25 protein-coding genes are annotated in these 26,099 nt (G+C 61.7%); 12 read left to right on the top strand and 13 right to left on the bottom strand.

All coding sequences use genetic code 11. The features are described from left to right. Position 1: 1 nt before the first annotated feature. From cyoC to M511_RS10015, 3 genes are read left to right on the top strand one after another with little or no spacing between them, the layout of a single operon-like run. Positions 2–631, top strand: a complete 630-nt coding sequence (gene cyoC / locus M511_RS10025; protein ID WP_010394657.1) for a cytochrome o ubiquinol oxidase subunit III — start codon at positions 2–4, stop codon at positions 629–631. After that, positions 631–1,014, top strand: a complete 384-nt coding sequence (cyoD, locus tag M511_RS10020; protein ID WP_085502102.1) for a cytochrome o ubiquinol oxidase subunit IV — start codon at positions 631–633, stop codon at positions 1,012–1,014. Before cyoC ends, cyoD begins: the two co-directional genes overlap by 1 nt. Next, positions 1,011–1,700 (top strand): SURF1 family protein, encoded by a 690-nt coding sequence (locus M511_RS10015; RefSeq protein WP_085502101.1) that lies wholly within the window; start codon positions 1,011–1,013, stop codon positions 1,698–1,700. The genes cyoD and M511_RS10015 overlap by 4 nt, the downstream gene beginning before the upstream one ends. Before the next feature lie 156 nt (positions 1,701–1,856). On the opposite strand, the gene M511_RS10010 is transcribed toward M511_RS10015, so the two are convergent. Beyond that, entirely contained in the window at positions 1,857–3,185 is a 1,329-nt protein-coding gene (locus M511_RS10010) for a nucleobase:cation symporter-2 family protein (RefSeq protein ID WP_085502144.1), read from the bottom strand. Positions 3,186–3,438: 253 nt separating this feature from the next. Between M511_RS10010 and M511_RS10005 the strand changes: the two genes are divergently transcribed. After that, the gene (locus M511_RS10005; protein ID WP_010394665.1) at positions 3,439–4,377 is read left to right on the top strand and encodes a LysR family transcriptional regulator; all 939 of its coding nucleotides are present in this window, start codon (positions 3,439–3,441) and stop codon (positions 4,375–4,377) included. Between the two features lie 45 nt (positions 4,378–4,422). On the opposite strand, the gene M511_RS10000 is transcribed toward M511_RS10005, so the two are convergent. The 4 genes from M511_RS10000 to M511_RS09985 form a co-directional block, all read right to left on the bottom strand. Beyond that, on the bottom strand, positions 4,423–6,726 hold the full coding sequence (locus M511_RS10000; protein WP_085502100.1) for a xanthine dehydrogenase family protein molybdopterin-binding subunit: 2,304 nt from the start codon (positions 6,724–6,726) through the stop codon (positions 4,423–4,425). A 1-nt stretch (position 6,727) separates the two neighbouring features. Beyond that, complete coding sequence (locus M511_RS09995) at positions 6,728–7,228, bottom strand: (2Fe-2S)-binding protein (protein WP_085502099.1); 501 nt, start codon at positions 7,226–7,228, stop codon at positions 6,728–6,730. Next, the gene (locus M511_RS09990; RefSeq protein ID WP_085502098.1) at positions 7,225–8,088 is read right to left on the bottom strand and encodes an FAD binding domain-containing protein; all 864 of its coding nucleotides are present in this window, start codon (positions 8,086–8,088) and stop codon (positions 7,225–7,227) included. The genes M511_RS09995 and M511_RS09990 overlap by 4 nt, the downstream gene beginning before the upstream one ends. 76 nt (positions 8,089–8,164) lie before the next feature. Next, positions 8,165–8,887, bottom strand: coding sequence for a GntR family transcriptional regulator (locus M511_RS09985; RefSeq protein WP_010394673.1), 723 nt, complete (start codon positions 8,885–8,887; stop codon positions 8,165–8,167). Positions 8,888–9,016: 129 nt separating this feature from the next. Here M511_RS09985 and M511_RS09980 point away from each other — a divergent pair, with 129 nt between their 5' ends. After that, the gene (locus M511_RS09980; RefSeq protein ID WP_237701493.1) at positions 9,017–9,973 is read left to right on the top strand and encodes an XdhC family protein; all 957 of its coding nucleotides are present in this window, start codon (positions 9,017–9,019) and stop codon (positions 9,971–9,973) included. After that, on the top strand, positions 9,970–10,527 hold the full coding sequence (locus M511_RS09975) for a nucleotidyltransferase family protein (RefSeq protein WP_085502097.1): 558 nt from the start codon (positions 9,970–9,972) through the stop codon (positions 10,525–10,527). Before M511_RS09980 ends, M511_RS09975 begins: the two co-directional genes overlap by 4 nt. A 12-nt stretch (positions 10,528–10,539) precedes the next feature. On the opposite strand, the gene M511_RS09970 is transcribed toward M511_RS09975, so the two are convergent. The 7 genes from M511_RS09970 to M511_RS09940 all read right to left on the bottom strand — a co-directional run bounded on the left by M511_RS09970 (position 10,540) and on the right by M511_RS09940 (position 18,333). Beyond that, positions 10,540–11,754, bottom strand: a complete 1,215-nt coding sequence (locus tag M511_RS09970) for an amidohydrolase family protein (RefSeq protein WP_217809598.1) — start codon at positions 11,752–11,754, stop codon at positions 10,540–10,542. Between the two features lie 162 nt (positions 11,755–11,916). Then, positions 11,917–13,284 carry a nucleobase:cation symporter-2 family protein gene (locus M511_RS09965; protein WP_085502095.1) on the bottom strand — a complete coding sequence of 456 codons (1,368 nt, stop codon included), beginning with the start codon at positions 13,282–13,284 and terminating at the stop codon, positions 11,917–11,919. A gap of 111 nt (positions 13,285–13,395) precedes the next feature. Next, entirely contained in the window at positions 13,396–14,421 is a 1,026-nt protein-coding gene (locus tag M511_RS09960) for a CobW family GTP-binding protein (protein ID WP_010394683.1), read from the bottom strand. 21 nt (positions 14,422–14,442) lie between these two features. Then, positions 14,443–15,039 (bottom strand): UbiX family flavin prenyltransferase, encoded by a 597-nt coding sequence (locus M511_RS09955; protein ID WP_085502094.1) that lies wholly within the window; start codon positions 15,037–15,039, stop codon positions 14,443–14,445. Further along, positions 15,036–16,406 carry a UbiD family decarboxylase gene (locus tag M511_RS09950; RefSeq protein ID WP_085502093.1) on the bottom strand — a complete coding sequence of 457 codons (1,371 nt, stop codon included), beginning with the start codon at positions 16,404–16,406 and terminating at the stop codon, positions 15,036–15,038. Before M511_RS09950 ends, M511_RS09955 begins: the two co-directional genes overlap by 4 nt. A 61-nt stretch (positions 16,407–16,467) precedes the next feature. Further along, positions 16,468–17,373, bottom strand: a complete 906-nt coding sequence (locus M511_RS09945) for an amidohydrolase family protein (RefSeq protein ID WP_010394691.1) — start codon at positions 17,371–17,373, stop codon at positions 16,468–16,470. Positions 17,374–17,391: 18 nt separating this feature from the next. Beyond that, on the bottom strand, positions 17,392–18,333 hold the full coding sequence (locus tag M511_RS09940; RefSeq protein ID WP_085502092.1) for an amidohydrolase family protein: 942 nt from the start codon (positions 18,331–18,333) through the stop codon (positions 17,392–17,394). Between the two features lie 208 nt (positions 18,334–18,541). On the opposite strand from M511_RS09940, the gene M511_RS09935 reads away from it, so the two are divergent. Next, positions 18,542–19,477: a LysR substrate-binding domain-containing protein gene (locus M511_RS09935; protein WP_085502091.1), complete on the top strand. Its 936-nt coding sequence runs from the start codon at positions 18,542–18,544 to the stop codon at positions 19,475–19,477. Between the two features lie 43 nt (positions 19,478–19,520). Here M511_RS09935 and M511_RS09930 read toward each other — a convergent pair whose 3' ends face one another. Beyond that, positions 19,521–19,850: an ABC transporter permease subunit gene (locus tag M511_RS09930; protein ID WP_085502090.1), complete on the bottom strand. Its 330-nt coding sequence runs from the start codon at positions 19,848–19,850 to the stop codon at positions 19,521–19,523. A gap of 433 nt (positions 19,851–20,283) precedes the next feature. On the opposite strand from M511_RS09930, the gene M511_RS09925 reads away from it, so the two are divergent. The 5 genes from M511_RS09925 (at position 20,284) to M511_RS09905 (ending at position 26,092) form a co-directional block, all read left to right on the top strand. Then, positions 20,284–20,769, top strand: coding sequence for a MarR family winged helix-turn-helix transcriptional regulator (locus M511_RS09925; RefSeq protein ID WP_085502143.1), 486 nt, complete (start codon positions 20,284–20,286; stop codon positions 20,767–20,769). Positions 20,770–21,096: 327 nt separating this feature from the next. After that, entirely contained in the window at positions 21,097–21,891 is a 795-nt protein-coding gene (locus tag M511_RS09920) for a cyclase family protein (protein ID WP_217809597.1), read from the top strand. 12 nt (positions 21,892–21,903) lie between these two features. Further along, on the top strand, positions 21,904–23,466 hold the full coding sequence (locus M511_RS09915) for a phytoene desaturase family protein (protein WP_085502089.1): 1,563 nt from the start codon (positions 21,904–21,906) through the stop codon (positions 23,464–23,466). Continuing rightward, positions 23,463–23,900: a MarR family winged helix-turn-helix transcriptional regulator gene (locus tag M511_RS09910; RefSeq protein WP_010394702.1), complete on the top strand. Its 438-nt coding sequence runs from the start codon at positions 23,463–23,465 to the stop codon at positions 23,898–23,900. The genes M511_RS09915 and M511_RS09910 overlap by 4 nt, the downstream gene beginning before the upstream one ends. A 47-nt stretch (positions 23,901–23,947) precedes the next feature. Continuing rightward, positions 23,948–26,092, top strand: a complete 2,145-nt coding sequence (locus tag M511_RS09905) for a thiamine pyrophosphate-dependent enzyme (RefSeq protein WP_085502088.1) — start codon at positions 23,948–23,950, stop codon at positions 26,090–26,092. Positions 26,093–26,099: the final 7 nt, after the last annotated feature.

Raw genomic sequence — 26,099 nt, 5'->3', positions numbered from 1 at the left:
CATGAGCCACGTTGTAACCGACACCACCACAGACAACCTTGGCCGTTATTGGGAGCTTAAACCCCATCACCACCCCGAGGGCGCCTCGACCAGCCTGGGTTTCTGGGTCTATCTGATGAGCGACTGCCTGATGTTTGCAGTGCTCTTTGCGGTCTATGGCGTGCTTGGCACCAGCTTTGCCGCCGGACCAGGGCCTAAGGACCTGTTCGATCTTGGGCTTGTGGCGGTCAATACGGGGATGCTCCTGCTGTCCTCGATCACCTTTGGCTTTGCCATGCTGGCGATGTTTGCGGGCAGGCAGGGGGCGACCCTGCGCTGGCTGGGGGTGACGCTGGTCTTTGGTCTGTGCTTTCTGGGGATCGAGCTTTACGAATTCCAGCACATGATCCACCTGGGCGCCGGACCGCAGCGTTCGGGCTTTCTGTCGGCTTTCTTTACGCTGGTCGGCACGCACGGGCTGCATGTGACCTTTGGTTCGATCTGGCTCATAACGCTGATGGTGCAGATCGCGCGCCGGGGGCTTGGGCCAGAAAACCAGCGCCGGATGATCTGTCTGTCGATGTTCTGGCATTTCCTCGACGTGATCTGGATCGGCGTTTTTACCTTCGTCTATCTTCTGGGGATGATCTGATGTCCGCTGAACACGCACATACCGCGCATCATCAGGATCACGGCCACGACCACGGCAGCCATGCCGCCTATATCAAGGGTTTTCTGCTGTCGGTGATCCTGACCGCGATCCCCTTTGGTCTGGTCATGGCCGGAGGGTTTGAAAACCGCTCGCTGACCGCCGTCACGGTGATGGGTTTTGCCGTGGCCCAGATCCTCGTCCACATGGTTTATTTCCTGCATATGAACGGTAAGCAGGAAGAGGGCTGGACCATGCTTTCGACCATCTTCACCATCGTCGTGGTGGTGATCCTGCTCGCCGGTTCGCTATGGGTCATGTATCACATGAACACCAACATGATGCCGCAGATGGATCATGAGCTGATGCAGGGCTTTGGCTCGTGAATTTCCGCCGGCTGCTGGCGGCTGCCGGGGCGCTGGCAGTCCTTCTGGCGCTGATCGCGCTTGGGGTCTGGCAGGTCCAGCGGCTGGCGTGGAAAACCGATCTCATCGCCCGGGTTGAGGCACGGCTGGCAGCCGATCCCGTCCCCGCCCCCGGACCAGCGGATTGGGCTGGGCTTGATCCGCGCGATGCCGAATACCGCCGGGTGACGGTCAGCGGCAATTATCGCGCCGACAGCGACACTTTGGTCAAGGCAGTGACTGCCCGGGGGCCGGGCTTTTGGGTCATGACGCCGATGCGCACCACCGAGGGCTGGGATCTGTTGATCAACCGCGGTTTTGTCCCCGAAACCACCCGCAACGACCGCCCCTTGCCCAGGGATCAGGTGACGGTCAGCGGGCTTTTGCGGATGAGCCAGAACAATGGCGGGTTCCTGCGCCGCAATGATCCCGTCGGCGGACGCTGGTATTCCCGCGACACCTCTGCCATCGCCGCCGCACAGGGCATCGGCCCGGTCGCACCCTATTTCATCGACGCCGACGATCGCGGGGACGAGGCGCAACCGATCGGCGGGCTGACCGAGGTCAGGTTCCGCAACAGCCATCTTGGCTATGCGCTGACCTGGTTCTCATTAGCGGCGCTATGGGCGGGCGGGCTGATCTGGCTGCGCAGGCGCGGCCGGACCTGATCCCCCGACATCAGGGTCGTATTGCAGGCTTAGCGGTCAATCAGCTTAACCATAAGCCACCGGAACCGGTGGAACGGCTCGGGCGATATCAAGCCTATCACAACCCATGAAAAACGGGCCGGGAATATCCCGGCCCGCCAAAGGTATCCGGCGCGATCAATGCGCCGCTGCCGCCGGGTCGGTCCCACGTGCCGGAATGCCATTGAACAGAAGGTTCAGCAGCAGGGCCGAAAAGGTCCCGACCAGAATGCCGCTGTGAAAGATCCGCTCGACCAGATGGGGCATCTTGTCAAACATCGTCGGCGCGACAACCGGGATCATCGACAGCGCAAGGCTGACCGCCACGATATAGACATTGCGCCGGTTCCCGACAAAATCGACCCGCGCCAGGATCTTGACCCCTGTGGCTGAAACCATTCCGAACATGACCAGCGCCGCGCCACCGATCACATAGCTGGGGATCGAGGCGCTGATGAAAGCGATCTTGGGCAGGCAGCCCAGCAGGATCAGGATTGCACCGCCTGCCGCGACCACATAGCGGCTAAGCACGCCCGTGATCTGCAACAGCCCGACGTTCTGCGCATAGGTCGTGTAGGTGAAGGTATTGAAGATGCCGCCGATGATATTGCCGATACCATCGGTACGCAGTCCGCGCGCCAGACGCTCTTCGCTGATCTTTTGCCCGACCATGTCACCCACGGCAAGAAACTGACCGGTGGCCTCGATCATCATCACGATCATCACGGCGCTTAACCCAATCGTGCCCCAAAGGTTAAAGGTCGGCAGACCAAAGGCAAAAGGGGTGACCAAATTGACCCAGTGCGCCTCGGCCAGACCTTGAAAGCTGACCTTGCCCGCCGCAATCGAGATCAGAAAGCCCAGTCCGATTCCGATCAGCACGCCAAGATTAGCGTAAAATCCGCGAAAGAACCGGGTCACCAGCAGGATGGTCAGAAGCACGATCCCGGCGACGGCTATGGCAAAGGGTTCGCCATAGGCTGGGTTCGGAACAACGCCTTCGGCAGTGCGGATGGTCGGATTGCCGCCAGCAGCCCAGTTCACCCCCACCCGCATCAATGAAACACCGATCACCAGCATAACCGTGCCAGTCACGACCGAGGGGAAAAAGCGCACCCATTTGCTGAAAAACCAGGCAGCAAAGACTGTAAATATCCCCGAGGCAATCACCGCACCGAAAACGCCGCGGATGCCCACATCGGGATCGCTGCCGGTGGCGATGATCACCGGGACGGCGGTAAAGCTGATCCCCATCATGATCGGCAGCCGGGCACCAAATTTCCACAGGCCCAGACACTGGATCATCGTCACGACGCCGCAGCAGAACAGATCGGCGCTGATCAGCAGCGCCACCTGTTCCTTGCTCAGCCCCAGCGAATTGCCGATCAGCAACGGCACCGCCACCGCACCCGCATACATCACCAGAACATGCTGCAGCCCCAGCGCCACAAGCTTGGGAACCGGCATTTTTTCTTCAATCGGATCAAAGGCCACTGCCCCTTCCCGGGACACAGCAACTGGCGCGGCCGCCTCCTCCCCGTCCCATGCAGAGTTTCTCATATCGAGTGTGCCACTCATGGTTTCGTCTCCCTGTCTGCTGGCTTGGTCGGCATGTCTTTTGCGCATGCACTTCATCTTGGGCCGACGACAATTCATTTATCAATCGGCACAATTGACTTTGTTCATATGATCTTTCTATGAATTGAGATGGAGGGATCGCATGGAACCCACGCTCAAGCAGTTCCGGGCCTTTGTCGCCGTCGCGGAAAGCGGACAGTTCACGCGGGCAGCGGAACGGCTGGGGCTGTCGCAATCCGCGGTCAGCACCCTGATCAGCCAGCTTGAGCAAAACCTTGGCCTGCGGCTGTTTGATCGCCACACACGATTGCTGCGGCTGACCCAGGCTGGTGCCGAGGCACTGGCCGTGGCGCGTCAGGCCGTCGGAGATCTGGATCGTCTGGTTGAAAATGCCCGTGATCTGAACAATTTCAGCCGGGGCCGGGTCAGCATCGCCGCTGGCACCTTGCAGGCAGCACTGATGCTGCCGCGCCTTATCCGCAGCTTTCGCGACAGATACCCGAATATCGACGTGACCATGCACGATGTGTCGGAACGGGCGGTGGTCGATATGGTCAAATCCGGCCAGGTCGATCTGGGTCTTGGCACCGTTCCGGATCGGGACAGCGAGGTTCTTGGGCTGGAGCTGACCACCGATTCCTTTCTGGTTGTCATGCCGCCGGAGCACCCTCTGGCCCAACGGCGCGGGCTGCGCTGGAAAGATCTTGAAGCCGAAACACTGATCGGCCCGCAGCGGGGCAACCCCATCCGCGAACGGCTGCGGGCCGAGCTGGCGCGTGTCCAGGTGAACCTGACGCTGCACCGTTCGTTTCAGGATGTCTCGTTGCCGCTGACAATCATCGGCATGGTCGAGGCGGGGCTTGGCATCGCGGTGATGACCTCGGCCGTCAATCCTCTGGCGAAATCCATGGGACTGGTCACGGTGATGCCGGTCGAGCCGATCATCACCCGCAAGATCTCGCTTATTCAACGCGCCGATCATTCGCTGTCGCCTGCCTGCCGACTGTTTCGCGACTTTCTGCACCGATCGACGCAATCGAGCCTGCGCAACGGGTTTCGCCGGACCGGATCGGGTCAGTGACCCCCGCCGCCAATCGGGCGGGGGGCAGTAGCCTGGCCGTGCGCCTTAGTCCCGTGCGGAACTTTCAGCGGCCTTGCGACGCAGGCCATTCAGCACATCCTCGGGCGTGATCGGATAGTGGTGAAAGCGCACGCCGACGGCGTCGTAAACGGCATTGGCAATGGCCGGGCCAATGGCAATGATCGGGTCCTCGCCTACCCCTTTGGCGCCCCATGGCCCCCCAGGATCGGGCGCGGCCTCAAGGATTACAGTTTCGATATCCGGCATATCCATCGACAGCGGCATCTTGTAATCGACCAGACCGGCATTCAGTGACCGGCCGGTCGTCCGGTCGATCACATAATCCTCGGTCAGGGTGTGGCCGATGCCTTGCTGGATACCGCCCTCGATCTGCCCCTGCGCTGCGACGGGATGGATGACGCGGCCTACGTCATGGACGGGCATCACCTTGCGGCATTCGATGATTCCGGTTTCGGTATCTACCGCAACCTCAACGAAATGCGCCGCAAACGAGTGGGACTTGGTCGGCATATAGCTGCCCGAGGCAACCAGATGCTCGGCCGGAATCCCGCGCGACGGGCCCATTGCCTCAGCCACGGTGATGCTGCGGTCAGGCTGCCCCTGGACCAAGATCACCCCCTCGACCATCTCAAGATGCCCGGGCTTTTCCTGCAGCTTTTCGGCCGCGCGTGCCAGTACACGCTGACGCAGCTCGGCCGCAGCCATTTTTGCCGCCGAGCCGACCAGATAGGTGGTGTGGCTGGCAAATGCACCGATATCCCAGGGCACCACATCCGTATCGCCATGCACGACCGAGACCGTCTCAAAGGGCACGCCCAGCTCTTCGGCAACGATCTGGGCCAGCGCGGTATGGGCACCGGTCCCCAGCCCCGCCGCCCCGGTCAGCAGGGTAACGCTGCCGTCCTCATTCATACGGACAATGGCGTTGCCCTGCTCTTTAATGCCCGGATAGGCAGATGAGCCGTGCATCTCGCAGCCGATGCCCCAGCCCTTGCGGATCGCGGGGTTGGCGGGATCGTGACGGTCAGCCGCGCGCTTGCCCGCCCAGTCAAAGGCACGTATGCCGTGCCGGATACAGGCCTCCAGCCCATATCCGACGACAGGATGGCCAGAGGGGGCGATATCACCTTCGCGTACAGCATTGCGCAAACGGATCCCGGCCGGGTCGATACCCAGCTTTTCGGCCGCCTCATCCATCTGGATGTCGATGGCGAAATAGGTCTGTACCACGCCATAGCCGCGATACGCCCCGGCAATCGGCGTGTTGGTATAGACCGCGCGCCCATCCAGCCGCACATTTTCGCAGCGATAAAGCGAGGTGGCCGAGGCAGTGCCGACATTGGTGACGCCGGGACTGTGCGATCCATAGGCACCGGATTCATAGACGATCTTCATCTCACGCGCGGTCAGCGTACCATCTTTGCGAAAACCCTGCCTGAGCCACAGCCGGAAGGGATGGCGCGACCGGCCGGCAAGAAAGGTCTCGCGCCGGGTAAACTCCATCTTGACCGGGCGACGGCATTTCTTTGCCAGCAGCGCACATAGGAATTCATGCTGGAACAGGTCCTGTTTGGCCCCAAAGCCGCCGCCCATATGATCAACGAGCACCCGTACCTTGTTCAGCGGCAGGCCAAGCACCTCGGCCAACGCCCCCCGCACCATGAATGAGGTCTGGGTCGAGGTCCAGAAGGTCAGCTTGTTGCTGCCATCCCAGTCTGCGATGCAGACATTCGGCTCCATATAGGTTGGCACGGGACGACCGCCCGAGAACTCTCCCTCAAGGATCAGGTCGGCCTCGGCAAAGCCCTTTTCGACATCGCCCCGTTCGATATGGACAGGCGGGATCACCAGATTGCCGCCGGGGCCGACGTCATGGATCAGCGGCGCATCGGGGGCCTGCGCGGCGTCTATATCCAGAATGGCGGGCAGCGGCTCGTATTCCACCTCGATCAGATCCAGCGCCTCATCGGCGATTTCCTCGCTGACCGCGGCGACAGCGGCGATCCCCTCGCCCCAGAACCGCACGCGGTCATCAAGGATATACTGGTCCATCGTACAGGACGCCGAACGTGGATGCGGCGAGCCGTAATGCAGCACGCGTGGTACGTCGTGATGGGTCAGCACCGCCTTGACACCGGGATAGGCCAGCGCCCGTGACACGTCGATCCGACGGATCCGGGCATGTGCGATCTCGGCGCGCTTGATCTTGCCAGACAGCAGGCCCGGCAGGTGATAGTCGCCGGTGTATCGGCCCTCGCCGGTGATCTTTTCAATGACGTCCTGACGTTTGACGCTTTTGCCGACAATGCGGAATTCATGCTTCGTCATCTCAGGCCTCCACCGACTGGGCCCTGGCGGCGGCCATGCGGCGGCCCGCCGTGCGAATGGCATCAAATATCTTGGTATAGCCGGTACACCGGCAGATATTGCCCGAGAGGCCAAAGCGGATTTCTTCGTCGCTGGGCAGGGGATTACGATCCAGCAGGCATTTTGCCATGATCAGAATGCCCGGAGAGCAAAAGCCGCATTGCGACGCCCCGTGCTCCATGAACGCCTCTTGCAGGGGGTGCAGCGTATCGGGATCGGGCTGCAACCCCTCGATGGTCAGGATTTCTGCACCCTGCGCCTCGACTGCCAGCATCAGGCAGGCATTAACGGGCCGCCCATCGACGATGACCGTGCAGGCACCGCAGTCGCCGACATCGCAACCCTTCTTGGTGCCGGTCAGCCCAGCCTCTTCGCGCAGCGCATCCAGAAGCGAGTGATGACCTTCGACCATCATGCTGCGCGCTTCGCCATTTACGGTAATTTCCAGATGAATCTTGTTCATGCCGCTTCCTCCAAGGCAAGCATCACCGCGCGGCGGGTCAGGACCCCCACCATCTCGCGCCGATATTCGGCCGAAGCGCGGACATTGCTGATTGGCGTGCATTCCTGCATCGCCTGTTCTGCCGCTGCGTTCAGAACGGCGGCATCCAGACGCGAGCCGACAAGTATTGCCTCGGTTTGTGGGGCACGCAGCACCACCGGACCAACCGCACCAAGCGCGACACGTGCGCCTGTACAAAGCCCGTCTTCGACCTCAAGGCTGACCGCCACCCCGACGGTGGCAAGCTCCATAGCCTTGCGGCGACCATGTTTAAGATAGGCTCGATGGCTGCCCTGCGCGGGCGGCGGCACGGTCACGGCGATTACGATTTCGCCCGGTTCCAGCACCGTACGACCGGGGCCTGCAAAGAATTCGGCCAGCGGAATATGCCGACCGCCCCCGGGACGATAAGTCTCGATCACGGCACCATCGGCGATCAACGGCGGGATCGTATCGGCCGAGGGCGAGGCCCGGCAGACATTGCCGACCACCGTCGCCCGGTTTCTGACCTGAATCGAGGCCAGAGCCTTAAGCGCGGCCCGCAGGTTGGGATAGCGGCCGTTCAGATAGCCCGAGGCCTCCAGCTGCCCGGCCGTCACCTGCGCGCCAAAGCGCAACCCGGTTTGGTCGGACCATTCGATCTGGTCCAGCCCCGGCACCCGTTTGATGTTCACAAGATGGCGCACCTGGCGCAGCCGCTCGCGGATCTCGACGAACAAATCGGTGCCTCCTGCCAGAAAATACGCCCCCTCCCCCAGGGACGTCAGCAGTTGCAAGGCTTCCTTCAGTGATGTTGGCTCGTGGTACTCGAATCTGCGCAATTCACCCTCCTCTGGCTATTCAAGCGACGATTCTTTTGCCTGGCCGCTTACCGATCGGGGCTACGCCGGGACGTTTCTATTGCGTGCCGCGGGCCCTCCCTCCGACATCGCGTTCTGCCGATTCGCGCAGAAACTCACGTTCCAGCGCGCATAGCAGTTCGGTGTTGGCGGCCTCGGCCTCGGCTCCGTCGCCGCGCTGCAAGGCTGCCAGCGTCTTGGTATGGGCGATCACGCCCGAAAAACTGGACGGCCGGTCCCGGTCCCAGGCCGCAAGCAGCGGCTGGCAAGCGATCAATTCACGCATGAAGCGGGCGATCATTTCGTTACCGGCCATTTCGGTAAAGGCGATGTGGAACTGGCGCGAAAAATGGCGCGCCTCGCTAATGCGCCCCTCGTCATAAGCCGAGGCTTCATTACGCAGGATCTGCTGCAACCGCCCTGATCCTGCCTCATCAAGCCGGGGGGCAAGCATCCGCAGGGCGGCACCCTCGTTAATGATCCGGGCCTGCATGATCTGTCGGGTCATGTCAGGTGTGCATTGCATGACAGTCGCCCCGCGATTGGGAGTTAGCTGCACCAGACCGGCCTGAGACAGGCGCAGCAGCGCATTGCGCACCGCCTGACGATTGGCATGTGCACCCTCGGTCAATTCACGTTCGACAAGCCTGTGTCCGGGCGGGATGCGATGCTGGCCGATGCCCTCCATGACCAGCCGGACCACGCGCTCTTCGGCATCAAGGCCGCTTTTGCTCAGGCCGGGATCAGTGTCGGGCAAGGTCTGGGTTGGGGTCTGACTCATGACGATTCCAGATTGTTGACAATTTTTAGCTTGCGGCGATGCCGATAAATTGTCAACAATCTATTAAATCCCGCTCTTCACGGCCCAGGCAGTCGAGCGAAGCTTTAAGACAACCCGTTGGGAGGCTTCGTGATTCAGGATTTCCACATTTCCATTCCGGTGCGCGACCAGCACCCTGCCCTGCTGGACCCCTGGCTTGCAGCACTGGAGTTCGGCCCCGGAACCGTCATGGCCGTTCTGACCCAAACCATCGGCCCGGCTTACAAGACCCGCGGCGCAGCCATGGCAATCGCAGCGGATGGACGAACCGCTGGTGCCCTGAGTTCGGGCTGTATCGAGGCCGACCTGGTGCTGCACGCGCAAAAGGTGCGCCAAAGTGGCATCGCACGGCGGCTGCGCTATGGGCAGGGCTCACCCTTCATGGATCTGCGGCTGCCCTGTGGCGGGGGAATCGAGGTTATGCTGTTTCCCCTGCATGATCTCGCGCCGCTGGAAACCCTGGCCCGGCGCATGGCGGCGAGACAGGTCACCACCCTGACGGTGACCAAGGTGGGAACGCTGGAGCTTGGCGCAAATGCGGGGTTTCGCCTGACCTTTCGCCCGCCGCTGCGCTTTGTCATCTTTGGTGCCGGCGCCGAAGCAGCGGTCTTTGCTGATCTGGTCCGCTCGCTTGGGTTCCGGCATGTGTTGCTGTCGCATGAGGATCGCAGCCTCGACATGGCGCAGGCCATGGGGTGCATGACCCGGCGGCTTGGCCCTTTGCCTGACATGGCAGAGCTATTGCCTGACGATCGTTGCGCGGCCCTGCTATTCTATCATGACCATGACTACGAACCCGAGATTCTGCGCGCGCTTCTGTCCGGTCCGGCTTTTTACATCGGCGCCCAAGGCAGCCGCCGGACGCAGGCGGACCGGCTGGAAAGGCTGACCTCCATGGGAATACCGATCAAGCAACGCCAGCGTGTGCGCGGCCCTATCGGGCTGATCCCTTCATCCCGTGATCCCCGCCAGCTTGCGGTCTCGGTACTTGCCGAAGTGCTGATGGTCGCGGGCACGCAGGATGTTACCGCCGGAGCCCCGGCATGACCCGGGTTGGCAGCCTGCTCGCGGCCGGTCAATCGCAGCGCTTTGGCAGCGAGGACAAGTTACTGGCGCTTTGGCGCGGCCGCCCCTTGGTGGACTGGGCGGCAGAGGCCCTGAGGGCGGCCGGATGCGACCAGCTGATCGCGGTTGTGTCCTCGCCACAGGTGGGCGACCGGCTGACGGGTTTTCATTTGCTGCCTGTGCCGCCCGGCCTGCCCATGTCGCATTCCTTTGGCAGGGCACTTGGATACGCAAGCGAGGCTGGTGCCGAGGGGCTACTGATTTGTCTGGGCGACATGCCGAACGTAGATGCCGCCCTTTTGCATCAGCTTTCCGGGCATACCCACAGTGCGGCCTGCATTTCCGCAGGCCGTCCGATGCCGCCCGCCTATGTCGCGGCATCGGATTTCGCGGCAGCCCGGGCCGCCCCGACAGGCGATCATGGCGCGCGGCATATTATCGCGACAATTCCGCCAGAGCGGCTTATTGCGATAGACGCCGCAACCGCGCATGACATTGACCGCCCCAAGGATTTGCGCGGCCCGCAGCCTTGCTAGCAGGGTGCGGGGTCAGGCATCACATGCCATAGGCTCAAGGCGCCGGGTGCTTTCCGAAACCAGTCTGCCAGCAGCCAGAACCTGCATTTCGGTCGCACCACCGGCAACCAGCGTGACGATATCCGCGCTGCGTGCGATCACCAGATCGGCGCGCGCCCCAATGCGCAGACCATGATCATCTAGCCCCATCAGCCGCGCCGGAATCCCGGTAATCATGCGATAGGCGAGCTCCAGCTCATCCCCTTTGAGATGCCCGGCCAGCAGCGTCCAGCGCGCTATCTCAAGCATGTCGCCCGATCCGGTCGGAACGAAGGGGTCCTGAATATTGTCCGAAGCGGTCGCGATGGGAATGCCCGCCCGCGCCAGCTCTGCCACACGGGTCAGACCACGCGGCGGCAAGATGTCGCTGTCCCGGCCCTGAAGGTAAAGGTTCGCAGCAGGCAGGGTGATGACACCAATATCAAGGTCGCGGATTTCGGCCATCACCGCCTCGAACCCGGCCCGGGGCATGGCGCTTAGCACCGAGCAGTGGCTCAGCACCGTCCTGCCCTGCATGCCAAAGCGCCGCACCCGTTCAAACACTTTGGGGAACAGCTGGCGCGAGGCGTTCAGATGCTCATCCATATGCAGATCGACCGGGCGACCATGCTGCGCTGCGGCCTGAAAAATGATGTCCAGATAGGTATCGGGATCCTCGGCCACCGCTGGCGTCCCGCCGACGGCGTCGCCCTGCTCGACAGCGCGGTCGATATTGGCGCGCAGCCAGTCCAGATCCTGCCCCGGATGCGGGGTCATGAAGGCGACAAGCTGCAGACGCACCCGGTCGGCCCAGTCCCGCCGCAACTGCGCCAGCGCCTCCATCCCGTTGAAACCGGCATCCTTGTCGACGTTCACATGGCTGCGGATTGCGGTCGTGCCATGCGACAGGCATTGCGCGATCGTCAGGGACGCGCGGTTCAGAATATCCTCGGGCGGGGCATTGCGGGCATATAGCGCAAAGGCATCCCGCGCGCCCTGAAGCGTTCCCGAAGGATTAGGCGCAAACCGCAGCACCCCGGTCTTGTCGAGATGCTGATGCGCATCGACAAAGCCGGGCAGGATCAGGCAGCCATCGGCCTTGATGATCTGACAGCCTTCGGGTGGGTCAATCCGGTCCCCAATTGCGGCGATGCGACCGTCAGAACCGATCAGCACATCGGCCGGGCTTGCAGACGCGGTCTTCGTCATGGGGATGCCTCCCCGGATCAGCACCGCAGAGCGGGCGGGTTCCTTTTGCATCTGGTTCATCGTCATCCTCAGCTCTGGCGAAAAGGGGCGTGCCCCTGTCGGGTTGCATGGTCAGTCGCGAAACCGCAAGGCCGGGCTCCGCGGCCAAAGTTCGGAACGTTCTCAGGCCTCGGCCTGGATCGGAGTGATCGGGGCCGGACCAGCCGGCAGATGAACATCATCGCCCTGATCATCACCCGCCCCGTTCAGGACCAGATTCAGCGTCACAGACACAAGACAGGCGATGACCACGCTGCTGTGCAGGACCGTCCTCATCCAATCAGGCAGCTGGCTGAACAGGTTCGGCGCCATGATCGGGATCAGCGCAATCGACAGCGTCAGCGCCACGATCATCAGGTTATAGCGGTTGTTCGCATAGTCGACCTTGGCAAGCGCCTGAATCCCCGCCGCAGCAACGATGCCAAACATCGCCATGGCCGCCCCGCCAAGTGCCGGGGCCGGAACCGCGGCAAGCAAAGCGCCGAACTTTGGAAAAAAGGAAAAGACGCAAAGCATCAGCCCACAAAGCGCCACGACCCAACGGCTGCGCACGCCGCTGAGGATGACCAGCCCGATATTTTCCATATGCGTGATGACGGGGAACCCGGCGAATATACCTCCGACCGCACTGGACAGGCCATTGGCGCGCACTCCGTCCGAAACCTGCCGCGGCGTCACCTGCCGGTCGACCATATCGCCGATCGAAATGAACAGGCCCATGGATTCGACCGCCTGCACGATCATGACGATGGTGATGGTAAGAAAGGGCAGCAGCCCGAATTGCGGCAGGCCGAACTGAAACGGCATCGGCAAGACCACCCATGGCGCTTCGCGGACCGGGTCCATGTTACCCATCCCCAAAAGCCACGCGACCGCCGCGCCGACCCCCATGCCCACAAGCACCGCCAGATTGCGCATCAAAGGTGAGCCCAGCCGGTTCAGCATCAGTATCACCGTCAGCACAAGCAGCGCGATGCACAGAAACACCGGGTCGCCAAAGTTCTCGTGATTTTTCCCGCCGCCAGCCCATTGATAGGCGACTGGCAGCAACTGCATGCCAATGGCCGTGACGATGCAGCCCGTCACCACCGGCGGGAAAAAGCGCCGCAATCGGCCAGCCAAAGGCGCGATCAGGACGATAAACAACCCGCCAAGGATCACCGCGCCGCAGATACCCGAGATACCAACGCCCGGCATGGTCCCGATCGCGATGATTGCCGAGACGCTGCTGAAGGCCACCCCGGTCATGATCGGTAACCGCACCCCAAAGCGCCAAAACCCCACCGTCTGCACCAGCGTCGCCAGACCCGAGCAGAAAAAGGTCGTGCTGATCAGCAGGATCGTATCTTCCCGGGTAAAGCCAAGAGCATTGGCGATAATCAACGGGACCGCGACCGAACCGACATAGGCCACGGCGACATGCTGAAGCGCCAGGGCAAACATCTTCTTTGCCGGCAGGATTTCATCCGCCGGATGTACTGTGGTTGTCATTTCTCCCCCCTGTTTTGGGTTTTCCCCCTTTATCCGGCACTCTGCCGGACAACCCCGGTCAGGCGACCCTTATCTCCTCCCCGGGTCGCTGCCGGTGCTGCTCGTGCCTCCTCAGGCAGCGCGGCATTGCGCAAGACGCGCCTGAAGCGCGGCGCGGTCAAGATTGCGACCGATAAAGACCATCTTGTTGCAGCGTGGCTCATCCGCCCAGGGATGGTTCGGGCGGAATTCGATCTGGTCATGAACCCCGTGCAGAACATAGCAGTAGTCGTCGCCCTGGATCGAAAAGATGCCCTTCATGCGAAACAGGTCGCTGTTGTCCTGCTGCCTGATCTCATGCACCCAGCGGGCCATGGCAGCCGGATCCATGTGACCGGGCAGTTCAATCCCGACCGAGGTGACCGAGGCATCATGTTCGTGATCGCCGTCCTTATCCCAGGGCGCCGCATGATGATGGGCATGGTCGTGATGGATATCCGCGGCCAGTCTGCGGGTGCGATCAAAGGCGCCAAGTCCCAGGATCTTGTCCAGCTCGATCCGGGCATGGCTGGACCGCACGATCTCGGCCGTCTCATTAAGGCGGCTGACACGCGCCTCGACCTCGGCGATCTCGCCCTCAGCGGCAAGATCGATCTTGTTCAGCACGATACGGTCCGCGCAGACGATCTGATCCACCGCCTGATTGTCATGCGCCTCGACAAGGGTATCGTCCAGATGGCGCAGGATATGTTTGACATCGACCAGCGCGATCACCCCGTCCAGATTGGTCTCTGCCCTGATCGGATCATCAAGGAAAAAAGTCTGCGCCACCGGATAGGGATCGGCCAGACCGCTGGTTTCGATGATGATCCGGTCCAGCCGTTCGGGCCGCGCCAAAAGCTGACGGATGACACGCAAAAGGTCATCACGCGCCTCGGCCACGCAGCAGACGCAGCCGTTGGTCATCTCAAAGATCTCTTCGGTGCTGCCGATCACCAGCCCGCCATCAATGCCGATCTCGCCGAACTCATTCTCGATCACGGCAATCTTCATCCCGTGATTTTCGCGCAGGATATGGTTCAGCAAGGTGGTCTTGCCCGAGCCCAGAAACCCCGTCAGCACCGTGACCGGTATCTTGTCCTTGACCGTCTTTTGCATCGTTCCTCTCCCAAGTGAAATTCAGGGGGTCTTGACCCAGCGCCGGACCTTGCCGCTATCAAGGTCGAACATGTCCAGCACCCTGCCCAGCGTGTGATCAACCATGTCGTCCAGGCTGGCAGGCCGTGCGTAAAAAGCCGGGACCGGAGGGGCGATGATCCCCCCCATCTCGGTCACGGCAAGCATGTTTTGCAGATGGCTGCGGGTCAGCGGCGTCTCGCGTGTCATCAGCACAAGCCGGCGACGCTCTTTCAGCGTGACCTCGGCGGCGCGGCTGATCAGCCCCGAGGTTACCCCCTGCGCGATCTCGGCCAGCGTCTTCATCGAGCAGGGCGCGACAATCATGCCCATGGTCCGGAATGAGCCGCTGGAAATGCTCGCCGCGACATCGTCTGAACGGTACAGGAAATCTGCGCGCGCTTCGACATCCGACAGCTTGCAGCCGGTTTCATGAACCATTGTCAAAAGGGCGGCGCGGCTGACAACGACATGGGTCTCGATCCCCAGATCACGCAGGATTTCAAGCAGGCGCACCCCGTAGACAAAGCCCGATGCGCCGCTGATGCCCACCGCCATGCGCCCAGGCGTCTCACCGCGGGGGACAGCATGGGCGTTCATGGCTGCCCCCCCGCAATCAGGGCCCGGGCACGTTCTTGCGCTGCGGGGCTGATCGTGGCGCGGATGCCGTGAAAATCTGGTCCGCGCGTGGCATCCAGCGCCAGACGCGATGTGGTGCCGTCGGAGGTCGAGGATGGGTCCAGCGGGCTGCCCGGCAGGCCAGCGATGGTGAACATGTCGCGATGCGGCTGGAAATGCGTCGCCAGCGCCCAAAGCACCTGGCTGTCCTGGGTGACGTCGATGTCCTCATCGACCGCGACCACCGTTTTCAGATAGGGGTCCCAGCCCAGCAGACCCAGCATGACCTGTCGCGCCTCGCCGGGGCGGCTTTGGCGCAGCGCCACATAGGCGTGAAAATGCGTGCCCGAGGTCGGATAATGCAACCGCGTCACCGCCGGGAAGCGGGCCTTCAGCTTTTCAAACATCTCGGCCTCGCGCGGCAGGCGTGCAAGGTTAAGGTGTTCGTCCGTCGCTCCGCCCACCACATCAACCAGCCAGGGCGCGCGTTTGCGCATTATGGCCGTAACGTGGAACAAGGTGTTGGTGGAACGGTCGGAACTGTAGCCCGAAAACTCTCCGAACGGGCCCTCGGCTACATGGGCTTCGGGGTCCAGATGGCCCTCAAGCACGAACTCGGCAGCTGCTGGCACGCCGATCCCGTGCCGGGGTGTGCGCAGCAGTTTCAGCGGCTCTTGCATCAAGGCGCCTGCAATCGCCCGCTCATCGACCCCATAGGCCACCCGGGCCGAGGCGGCGAGCATGAACAGCGGATGCGCCCCGATCACCATGGCAACCGGCAAGGGCCGTCCGGCGCTGCGCGCTGTTTCATACATGCGCCACAGATGGCCGCGCGAATGCAGGCTGGTTGCCAGCGCATTGCGCGCATGGCGCATCGAGCGATGATAGCTAAGGTTCGCCACCCCGGTTTCGGGATCACAGGCAACGATGATCGCATTGGTCGCGTAAGGACCGCGGTCGCTGTCGAAATGCCGGATCATTGGCACGTTTCCCAGATCGACGGCATCGCCTTCGGCAACCTCTTCCGCCACCGGACCGCTTTCCACATATTCGGGTTCGATCGGAGAATTGGCGCGGCGCTGATATTCGGCGTGCAGGTTGTCGGGATCGGTGCCAAGAATGCGCGCAATGCGGTTGCGCGAGGCAAAGACATTGGTGACCAGGGGCCAGTCACTGCCCGGCACCCGATCGCAGAACAGCATCGGTGAACGGCCTTGCCGTGCCAATGCCTCGACCAGCGCGGTCACGTCCTGCCCGTCTGTAAGGGCAGAAGGCACATGCAGCACATCCTGCGGAAAACGCGCCCGATACTCGCGGGCAAAGCTTTGGAAATCCTGATTCTGGCTCATGTTCGCTTTCCCTGCGGGCCGGATGAAAGGGGTGCGGGGTCGGGGGCCCCGCACCCATGCCTCAGACGTAGGTCGCCTTAAGGCGCTTCTCGGCCTCGGCCAGGTCCTTGGGAGGCTTGGTCGGCTCGAGACCGATCAGACGGGCAATGTTGTTGCCCAGATAATCTTCCAGAATGTCCTCGCTCAGGTTCATCCCCTGCGGCTCGGGCGAGCAGAGAACCTCCAGTTCCCGCAACCACATGCCGGGGTTGTTCGGCGGCGAGTCGGTGCCAAACACGATCTTGTGCGGCGGCAGCTGCTTGGCGAACTCAACGATCCGCGACTGGAAGCACCAGCCGGATTCGCAATAGACGTTGGGTGTGTCCATCGCCATCCAGAAGGCCTCGAAACTATAGTTCCCGCCAGTCTGGATACCGAAATGGCCAATGATAAAGTTGACCATCGGGAATTCGCGGATGATCGGATAAAACTGGGTCGGGATGGAATAGGGACCATCCCCGGTGTGAATCAGCACCACCACGCCCAGTTCTGCGCATTTCCGCATTGCCGGACGCAACCATTCCAATGCGCGATCAGGACGATAGCCATGCATGTTGGAATGCAGCTTCAGCATCCTGAAGCCGTATTCCTTGACATGAAACTCCAGCTCGGCGGCACCGTTTTCCGGCCCCCAGCGCGGATTGAAGGTAAAGTTGCCGATAAAGCGGTCAGGATATTTCTGGCAAAGCTCGGCAACGTAGGACATGTAGTCGCGGATGCCCTCGCGGCCGCGGCGGTTCCCATCCCGATAGCCGGTATTTCCGGGCGGCGGCTGGATAAAGCCCATGTCGATCCGGCGCGGCTTGCCGTTGATCATATAGGGGCCGTCCATGAGTTTCAGCATACGCTCGCCGGTAAAGGGCTCGCCCGTGTGCCGCCATGCCTCATCCACCAGATTGGTAGGATGCAGGTGCGTGTCGATGATCATTGTCGCTCTCCGAAGATCTCAGACGAGGGTGGCGAGGTAGTGCCGGTTCTCGATGCCGTGGCGTTCGAGTTCGGCTACCGCGTCCTCATAGGTCGCAGGATGGGGGGTCGGCTCGATGCCGATCATCCGCGCCAGGTTGTTGCCCAGGTAATCCTCAAGCGTGGCCTCATCGAGGTTCATGCCCTGCGGCGGTTCATGGCAAAGAACCTCAAGCAGGTTCAGCCACATGCCGGGTTCATTCGGCGGCGTATCCGAACCGTAAAGGATCTTGTGCGTTGGCAATTCCTTGGCGAATTCTACGATCCGCGACTGCAGGCACCAGGCGGTTTCGCAATAGACGTTGGGCAGTTCCATCGCCCACTGGAAGGGCTCGAAACAATAGACCCCGCCGGTCTGCACACCGAAATGCGCCATGATGAAATTGATCTGCGGGTATTCCTTGATCAGCGGAATCCATTCGGTCGGGATCGAGTAGGGACCGTCCCCGGTGTGAACCTTGACCAGCACGCCCAGCTCGGCACATTTGTCAAGCGCGGGGCGCAACCAGTCCTTGGCCCGGTCAGGCCGATAGGCGTGCATGTTCGCCTGGAACTGCACCATCTTAAAACCATGTTCGGTGACATAGCGCCCGATCGCCTCGACACCGTTCTGCACGCCGCAGCGCGGGTTATAGACGAAGCAGCCGATGAAGCGATCCGGGTATTTCTGGACCATCTTCAGCGTATAGGCCATGTATCTGTCGATGGACTCGCGCCCTGAAAGTTCGCCGTCGGTCCAGGTGTAGATGGTGTTGCCTTGCGGCGGCTGGATAAAGGCCTTGTCGATGCGGCGCGGCTTTCCGTTGATCGTATAGGGGCCGTCCATCATCTGGATCAGGCGTTCACCGCTGAACGGCTCGCCATCGTGCTGCCATGCCAGATCGACCAGATCGGTCGGATAGCAGCTAGTGTCGATGATCATGCTTGGTCTCCTTCTGCTCGGCTCCGCTGTGGGGCCGATGGACAAGAAAACCGCCGTGCCCATCCCATGACGGACCGCTTGCAGCGCCCGCGCCTGACTTGCGCCGAACAACTTTTCCCGACAGTGGCGATTTCCTTCAGGCCAAGGTTGGCATCACATCACCCATTCGTATAATATCGCTTTCATGTGATGGTGAGATGTTTTGAATATGGACCTTGCCGATCTGCGTCCCTTCAACCTGCGCACACTGCGCTACTTTCTCGTGCTGGCCGAGGAACTGCATTTCGGCCGTGCTGCCGCACGTCTGAACATGTCCCAACCACCGCTAAGCCAGCAGATTCGCCAGCTGGAGGCCGACCTGGGCGCCGCGCTGTTTTTGCGCAGCCATCACCATGTCGAGCTGACCCCCGCCGGACATGCGTTTCTTGAACAGGTGCCGCTGATCTTTCAGCAGCTGGAAAAGGCAGTTACGACCGCCCGCCGTACTGCAAGCGGCCAGATCGGACGGCTGGAGATTGGTGTCATCAGTTCATCCCTGGTCGGCGTGGTGCCTGCCGCACTGGAAACCTTTCGTGAGCGCCATCCGGAGGTTGAGTGGCGCCTGCACGAACTGACACCGGCACGCCAGATCGAAGGCTTGCTTGAACGGCGGATCGATATCTGCCTGTTCCGCATGCCCCCCGCCCGCGAAGGTCTGCATCGCGAGTTGATTCAGCAGGAAAAGCTGATGATCGCCCTGCCCCGAACCCACCCGTTGACCGAACGCGAGGCGATGGCGTTGACCGAACTGAAAGAGCAACCCTTTGTCATGTTCGGTCTGCGACAGTCGCATTTTGCCGACTATCTTTACCAATGCTGCGTCAAGGCAGGGTTTGCACCGCAGATCCGCCAGCAGGTGCTTGAGGTGCAGTCGCTGCTCAGCCTTGTCGCCGCGAACATGGGGGTGGCCCTGTTACCGGCCAGCATGGCATCGCTTGCCCCTCAGAACGTGGTATTCCGCGACATTATCTCGGCGCCCCGCATTCCGCTTTACGCCATCTATCGTCAGGACGACCCCTCACCAACGCTGGAAGGTTTCCTGTCGGTCATCCGCGAGCTGGTCAGCAAAGAGCAGGCGGCGCAGGACAGCGACCGCCACCCCTAGCACTTGCCTCATCTCCGGGCGGCAAGCCGCGATCACTACAGGTTCAGCAAGCCCTTTTGCCGCAGGATAAAGACCAGCTCAGGATACCGACGACGATCTTGGTCCACCAGCTCGACAGCGTGCCGTCAAAGACGATGCAAGTCTGGATCAGCCCCATGGTCAGCACACCGACCAGCGTGCCAAAGACATGGCCCGCTCCGCCTGTCAGCAGGGCTCCTCCGATCACCACAGCGGTGATGGCGGTCAGTTCCGTCCCCACGGTCGCCAGCGAATAGCCCGGGCCGGTGCAGATCGAGAGCACGATCCCCGACAGCCCCGCCGTCAGCCCCGAAAAGGCATAGACCCGTATCGCCCTGCCCGGCCGGACCCCCATCAGCCGCGCGGGCGCCTCAGGGCAGACGCTCGCGGCTGTTTCTGCGATGATTTCACAGGCCCTCGAGAAGGCAAAGTCCCCCGCTGGTGCCGAGATTTGGCAAATTGGTCGGGTCGGAAGATTGGCTGCAGAGACAATATCTTTCTCATAGCTCTGCTACATCCCAGCGGCTCATCCTCCTGCCGATCGCTTATCCGCTAAGACGCATCGGGCCCGGTATCCAGAACCCAAACCATCAGCCGGGCAAAGCTGTTCATAACTGCCGCCCTGCCCTGCTTCCACCACAGACCCTCACGTCGGGCACGAGCTATACTCAATGCCTCATCCGGCGGTCATGTTCCGGGACAGCTGGCTGCTTTGGGTTGACCAGCCCATGCAGATCCCGCAAGGGCTCAGCATCGGTCCGGTATGTGAAGATTTCAAAGGATTCCCGATGACGCAGCCCGATAGCGACTTCACCGTGACGCCCCAGGTTCAGGACAAAGGGCTGGCCCGCCAGCGGCTGCGCCTGTGGGTGCATATGCTGAAAGCGGTGCGCCACATCGAAAGTGATCTGCGCGACCGGCTGCGGCGGGATTTCGACATGACGCTGCCCCGCTTTGACGTGCTGGCTGCGCTACACGCTGCACCCGAGGGACTGAAGATGACCGACCTGTCACAGCAGCTGATGGTCTCGAACGGGAATGTCACCGGCATTGTAGACCGGCTGGTCAAGGACGGCCTGGCCGAGCGGCAGGTATCCGAGACCGACCGTCGCGCTTTTCTGGTCCAGATCACACCTCAGGGCCGCCAGCTGATGGACCGAATACTGACCGTACATCTGGCCTGGATCGATGACCTGCTGCGGGACGTCTCCGAAACGGACATCGCCCGCGGCATCGCGATCATGATGGATATCCGCCACAAACGCCCGATCTGACAGCCTGCTGGACGAATCATCTCACACTCTCAGCTTTGCCCCGCACCCTGCAGCCAGTCCTGCTACACAGAGTGACGGGATGATGACCCTGCCGTGACGCCGTCAAGGCATTGCCGCACCCGCAAAATCACAGCAAACCTTTAAGAACAAAACGATTTATCAAGCCGTAGCAACATTGGTTATGCTTGGCAGTCCAGTTTTTCTGCTGTGCGGCAATGCCTCCAACTTAGGCATCTGAGTAATATTCGCCAGGAATTCATTTTAATCTTGAAACAATAAGAAATATGCATTTGCATATATTAAGGCGCAATGTCGCCCTGGGAGGACATGATGAACACCACAAAGCTTCTGGCCGATCTGGCCGGGGCGCTGGCTCATGGCGAGGTCACGATAGTCGACTGCTCTGCCGTTCTGGGCCCGCAGACACCCGTCCTGAAACTGCCGCCCGAGATTGCAGACGACACCCCGGCGGTAGAGATTCACAAGATCTCGGAATACGGTGACCGTGGGCCTTATTGGGCGTGGAACTGGCTGAAGCTTGGCGAACACACCGGCACACATTTCGACGCGCCCAAGCACTGGATCACCGGCCGCGATTTCGCGGATGGCACGACCGACACTATTCCACCGCAGAACTTTATCGCCCCCGTCAACGTCATAGACTGTTCGGCCGAGGCTGAAGCCGATCCCGATTTCCTGCTGACCCGAACAGGGGTCGAGGCATGGGAGGTCAGACATGGTGCCATCAATCCCGGCGAATGGGTGCTTATGCGCACCGACTGGGATCGTTTCAACGACGACGCAGACCGCTTTCTGAACGCAGATGCTGCGGGACCGCATACGCCCGGACCGTCGGTCGATTGTATCCAGTATCTTATGGAACGAGGGGTACTTGGCTGGGGCACGCAATGTATCGGCACTGATGCGGGTGCTGCGGGCTGCTTTGATCCGCCCTATCCCGCGCACAACCTGCTGCATCTTCACAATCGTTATGGGCTGGCCAGCCTGACCAATCTGGACAAGCTGCCGCCCAAGGGGGCGATCCTGATTGCCGCGCCGCTCAAGATCCAGAACGGCACCGGCTCGCCCGTCCGGGCACTGGCACTGGTGCCAGGCGCATAGGCGGGACTGACCATGACCTCCTGTGATATTGCCATCATCGGCTCAGGGATCAACGCATTGACTGCCGGGGCGATGCTGGCAAAATCCGGCAGACGCGTAGCCTTGTTCGAGCGTGCACCGGTCGCGGGCGGCTGCATCCGTACCGAAGAGCTGGCGCCCGGCTATCTGCATGATCCGCTGGCGACTACCTTTGTCCTTTGGGTCACCGGCGGGGCGCATGGCGCGCTTGCGCCCGATCTTGCCAGCCACGGGGTCGAGTTTCTGACGACCGAGACGCCCACCGGCGTCCTGCTGCCCGATGGCCGGTCGCTTGGCTGGAGTATGGATCGCGCCGCCAATATTGCGGCCTTTAACGCCGCACATTCTGGCGATGGCGACCAATTAGGCCGCGATCTGGACGGTTTTGCGGCCAAGGCAGAGCTACTTTTCGGTCTGATGGGCGGCGACCCGTGGTCCCGCCAGACCGCGCTTTTGCTGGGCAGGGAAACGTGGCGGCGCAGGCCGCATGGGTTGGCCTCGACCTTGGGAGAGGCGCTGATCTCGATGCGTGGCTGGCTTGAGACCAGCTTTCAATCCGACCTCGCCCGCGCCGTTTGGGCCCCCTGGTGCCTGCATGCCGGACTGGGCCCGGAGGCCGCATTCTCAGGTCAGATGGGTCAGATCATCGGCTTTGCACTTGAGGCCGCGGGTGCACCCATCATCAAGGGTGGTGCCGCGCGCATGGCACAGGCGCTGCTGGCCATCATTACGGAACATGGGGGCAGCATCCGCACCAATGCCGAGGTAGCGCGCATCACCACCACCCAAGGTCGGGCAACCGGCATTGAACTCGCAGGCGGTGAGCGGATTGCAGCAGGCAAGGTGCTGGCTTCGGTCACGCCCAACGCACTTTATGCCGGGCTGACCGACATCCCTGAGCGCCGCGATGATTTGCGCAAATACCGCTATGGCAAAGGCAACTTTCAGCTTCACTACGCGCTCAGACGGCCTGTCACCTGGGCGACGCCCGGGCTTGAGCGCGTGCAGCTGCTGCACCTGACGCCCGGATTAGACGGGGTCTCAAAGGCCGGGAATGAATGCGAGCGGGGGCTTTTGCCAGAGGTGCCGACGATCTGTCTTGGCCAGCCCTGCGCCGCCGATCCATCGCGCGCGCCCGAAGGCGCCGCGACATTGTGGCTGCAGATGCCCGAGGCTCCTCGCCATGTCAGGGGCGATGCTGCCGGGCTGATCGACGTGCCCCCTGACGGGCGCTGGACCCCGGCCCTGCGCGAAGCCTTTGCCGACCGGATCGAAGCGATCCTGCTCCACCATATCCCCGATCTGCGTGAGAGCATCGTCGCCCGGCGCGCCATCTCTCCGGCTGATCTTGAGGAGTACAATCACAATCTGGTCGGCGGCGATCCCTATGGCGGGGCCTGCACGCTGGACCAGCTTTTTGCCTTTCGTCCCTTTGCAGGCAGCAAGCGACACGAAACCGGAATCAAGGGATTGTATCATATCGGGGCTTCGACCCACCCCGGCCCTGGCCTCTCGGGCGGGTCAGGTTTTCTCGTCGCAAAGGAGCTGGGCGCATGAGCCGCGATCTGGAGCGATTTACCCCTTATCTGATGAATCGCATCATGGCGCGCTATAATCGTGGGGTCGAAGAGATATTGCGCACCGAGGGTGTCAGCGTCGTGCAGATGCGCACACTGGCCGTGTTGCTGGAACACGGCCCCCAGACGGTCAACGACCTGTCCGTGCTGACCGTGGTCAAGCAATCGACCCTGTCGCGCACATTGGACCAGATCGAGGCGCTTGGCCTGATCCGCCGCGAACTGGATCCCAGCGACAGCCGTCTGCGCATTATCTGCGCGACCGAGGCGGGCGCAGCTCTTCATGCCAAGGTCTGGCCTGCAATGCTGGCAGCACAGGACCGGCTGCTTGCTGCCCTGGACGCATCCCAGCGCGAACACCTGAACGATTTGCTGACCCATATCCTGCGCAGCATCCGCCATCACGATTTCTGACCCATTCCGGGGCCAGCGGCCCCGACCAAGAACAGGGAGATACCACCATGGCAGAGCGTTCCTTCGCCAAGGAAGTTAAGAAACTAAAGATGGGTGCCGGCGAAACCTTCCGGGGCGAAGGTATCCTCGCCGTCACCAAGGCGCTTTTGGAAAACGGTGTCGGCTATGTCGGCGGTTATCAAGGCAGCCCCATTTCGCACCTGATGGACGTACTGGCGGATGCACAGGAAATTCTGGGTGAGCTTGGTGTGCACTTCGAAGCCTCTGCCAATGAGGCGACGGCCACCGCCATGCTGGCCGCCTCGGTCCACTATCCGATCAGAGGCGCGGTAACCTTCAAATCCACCGTGGGCACCAATGTTGCATCAGATGCGCTGGCCAACCTTGCCTCGGGCGGGGTGACAGGCGGGGCACTGATAATCGTGGGTGAGGATTATGGCGAGGGTTCGTCGATCATGCAGGAACGCACCCATGCTTTTGCGATGAAATCGCAAGTCTGGCTGCTTGATCCACGACCCAACCTGCCGTCGATCGTCAAGGCCGTAGGGGACGGGTTCGAACTGTCGGAAGCATCCAACACCCCAGTCATGCTGCAGATGCGCATCCGGTCCTGCCACGTCTATGGCCAGTTCACTGCCAGCAACAATCGCCCGCCGTCGATGACGGTTTCGGAGGCGCTGGAAAACCCCAGGCGCGACCTGACCCGTATCGTACTGCCGCCCGCGACCTATCTGCACGAAGAGGAAAAGCTCACCAGGCGCTGGCCCGCAGCCGAACGGTTCATCCTTGAACGCGGCATCAACGAACGCTTTGGTGACCCGGCTTCCCGCATCGGCATCATCCTGCAAGGCGGGATGTATAACACGCTGATCCGGGCACTGAACCGCCTTGGGCTGGCCAGCATCTATGGCGACACACAGATCGACATGTTGTGCCTGAACGCGGTCTATCCGCTGGTCGAAGGCCAGATCCTCGATTTTTGCGAAGGCAAAGATGCCGTTCTGATCGTCGAGGAAGGCCAGCCCAATTTCATCGAACAGGCTATCGGTCACATGCTCTACAAGGCTGGCGCCCGGGTCACCTTGCAGGGCAAGGGCATGCTGCCGATGGGGGGTGAATATAACGGTCAGGTGCTGGTCGATGCGCTGGGGCTGTTTCTTGAGACCCATGCCCCCGAGCTGCTGCCTGTCGCCAAACAGGCGGTGAATGAGCCGGCAACACCGATCCCGGATATCTCGGCCAAGCTGCCCTCACGGCCACCCGGCTTCTGCACCGGCTGCCCCGAGCGCCCGATCTTTGCCGCCACCAAGCTCGTGCAAGAAGAGTTGGGGCCGCACCATATCTCGTCCGATATCGGCTGCCACCTGTTCTCGATCATGCCGCCCTTTGACATCGGGGCCACGACCATGGGTTATGGCCTTGGCCCGGCCTCGGCGGCAGCCCTGCGCAACAAGGACCCAAAGGGCAAACGCTCAATCTCTTTCGTGGGCGACGGCGGTTTCTGGCACAACGGCCTGACCTCTTCGATCGGAAACGCGGTCTTTAACAAGAATGACGGCGTGATCGTCATCGTGGACAATTTCTACTCATCGGCCACGGGCGGGCAGGATATCCTGTCCTCGCGCGCTGACAACCCGACCAAAACGACGCAAAACCCCATCATCGACGCCGTAAAGGGCATGGGTGTCAACTGGGTGCGCCAGATCGACCGCACCTATGACGTGACCCTGATGCGCGACACGATGAAAGAGGCGCTCGCCTCGGATACCGAAGGGCCAAAGGTCATCATCGCCTCGTCGGAATGCATGTTGAACAAGCAGCGCCGCGAAAAGCCCTTGCTGGCCCGGGCAGCAAAGGACGGCAAGCGTGTGGTAAAGCCCCGCTTTGGCGTGGATGAGGACATTTGCACCGGTGATCACGCCTGCATGCGGTTGTCGGGCTGTCCGTCGCTGTCAGTCAAGGACACGGGCGATCCCCTGCGCGATGACCCCGTAGCCAGCATCGACCAAAGCTGTGTCGGCTGCGGCAACTGCGGCGAGGTCGCCGATGCAGCCGTGCTTTGCCCAAGCTTCTGGCAGGCCGAGCTGGTCTCGAACCCCACGCGCGGCGAATCGCGGCTGGCACGTTTCGCGCAGCGCATCATCACCCGGCTGCAAGCGCGCCGCGAAGCCCGCCGCATCGTCTTTCAATGAGGCCCGC

Source organism: Paracoccus sp. J56 (assembly GCF_019633685.1).
Classification (GTDB): Bacteria; Pseudomonadota; Alphaproteobacteria; order Rhodobacterales; family Rhodobacteraceae; genus Paracoccus; species Paracoccus kondratievae.
The sequence above is the reverse complement of the archived record's forward strand: the minus strand, read 5'-3'. Positions and strand labels throughout refer to the sequence as shown.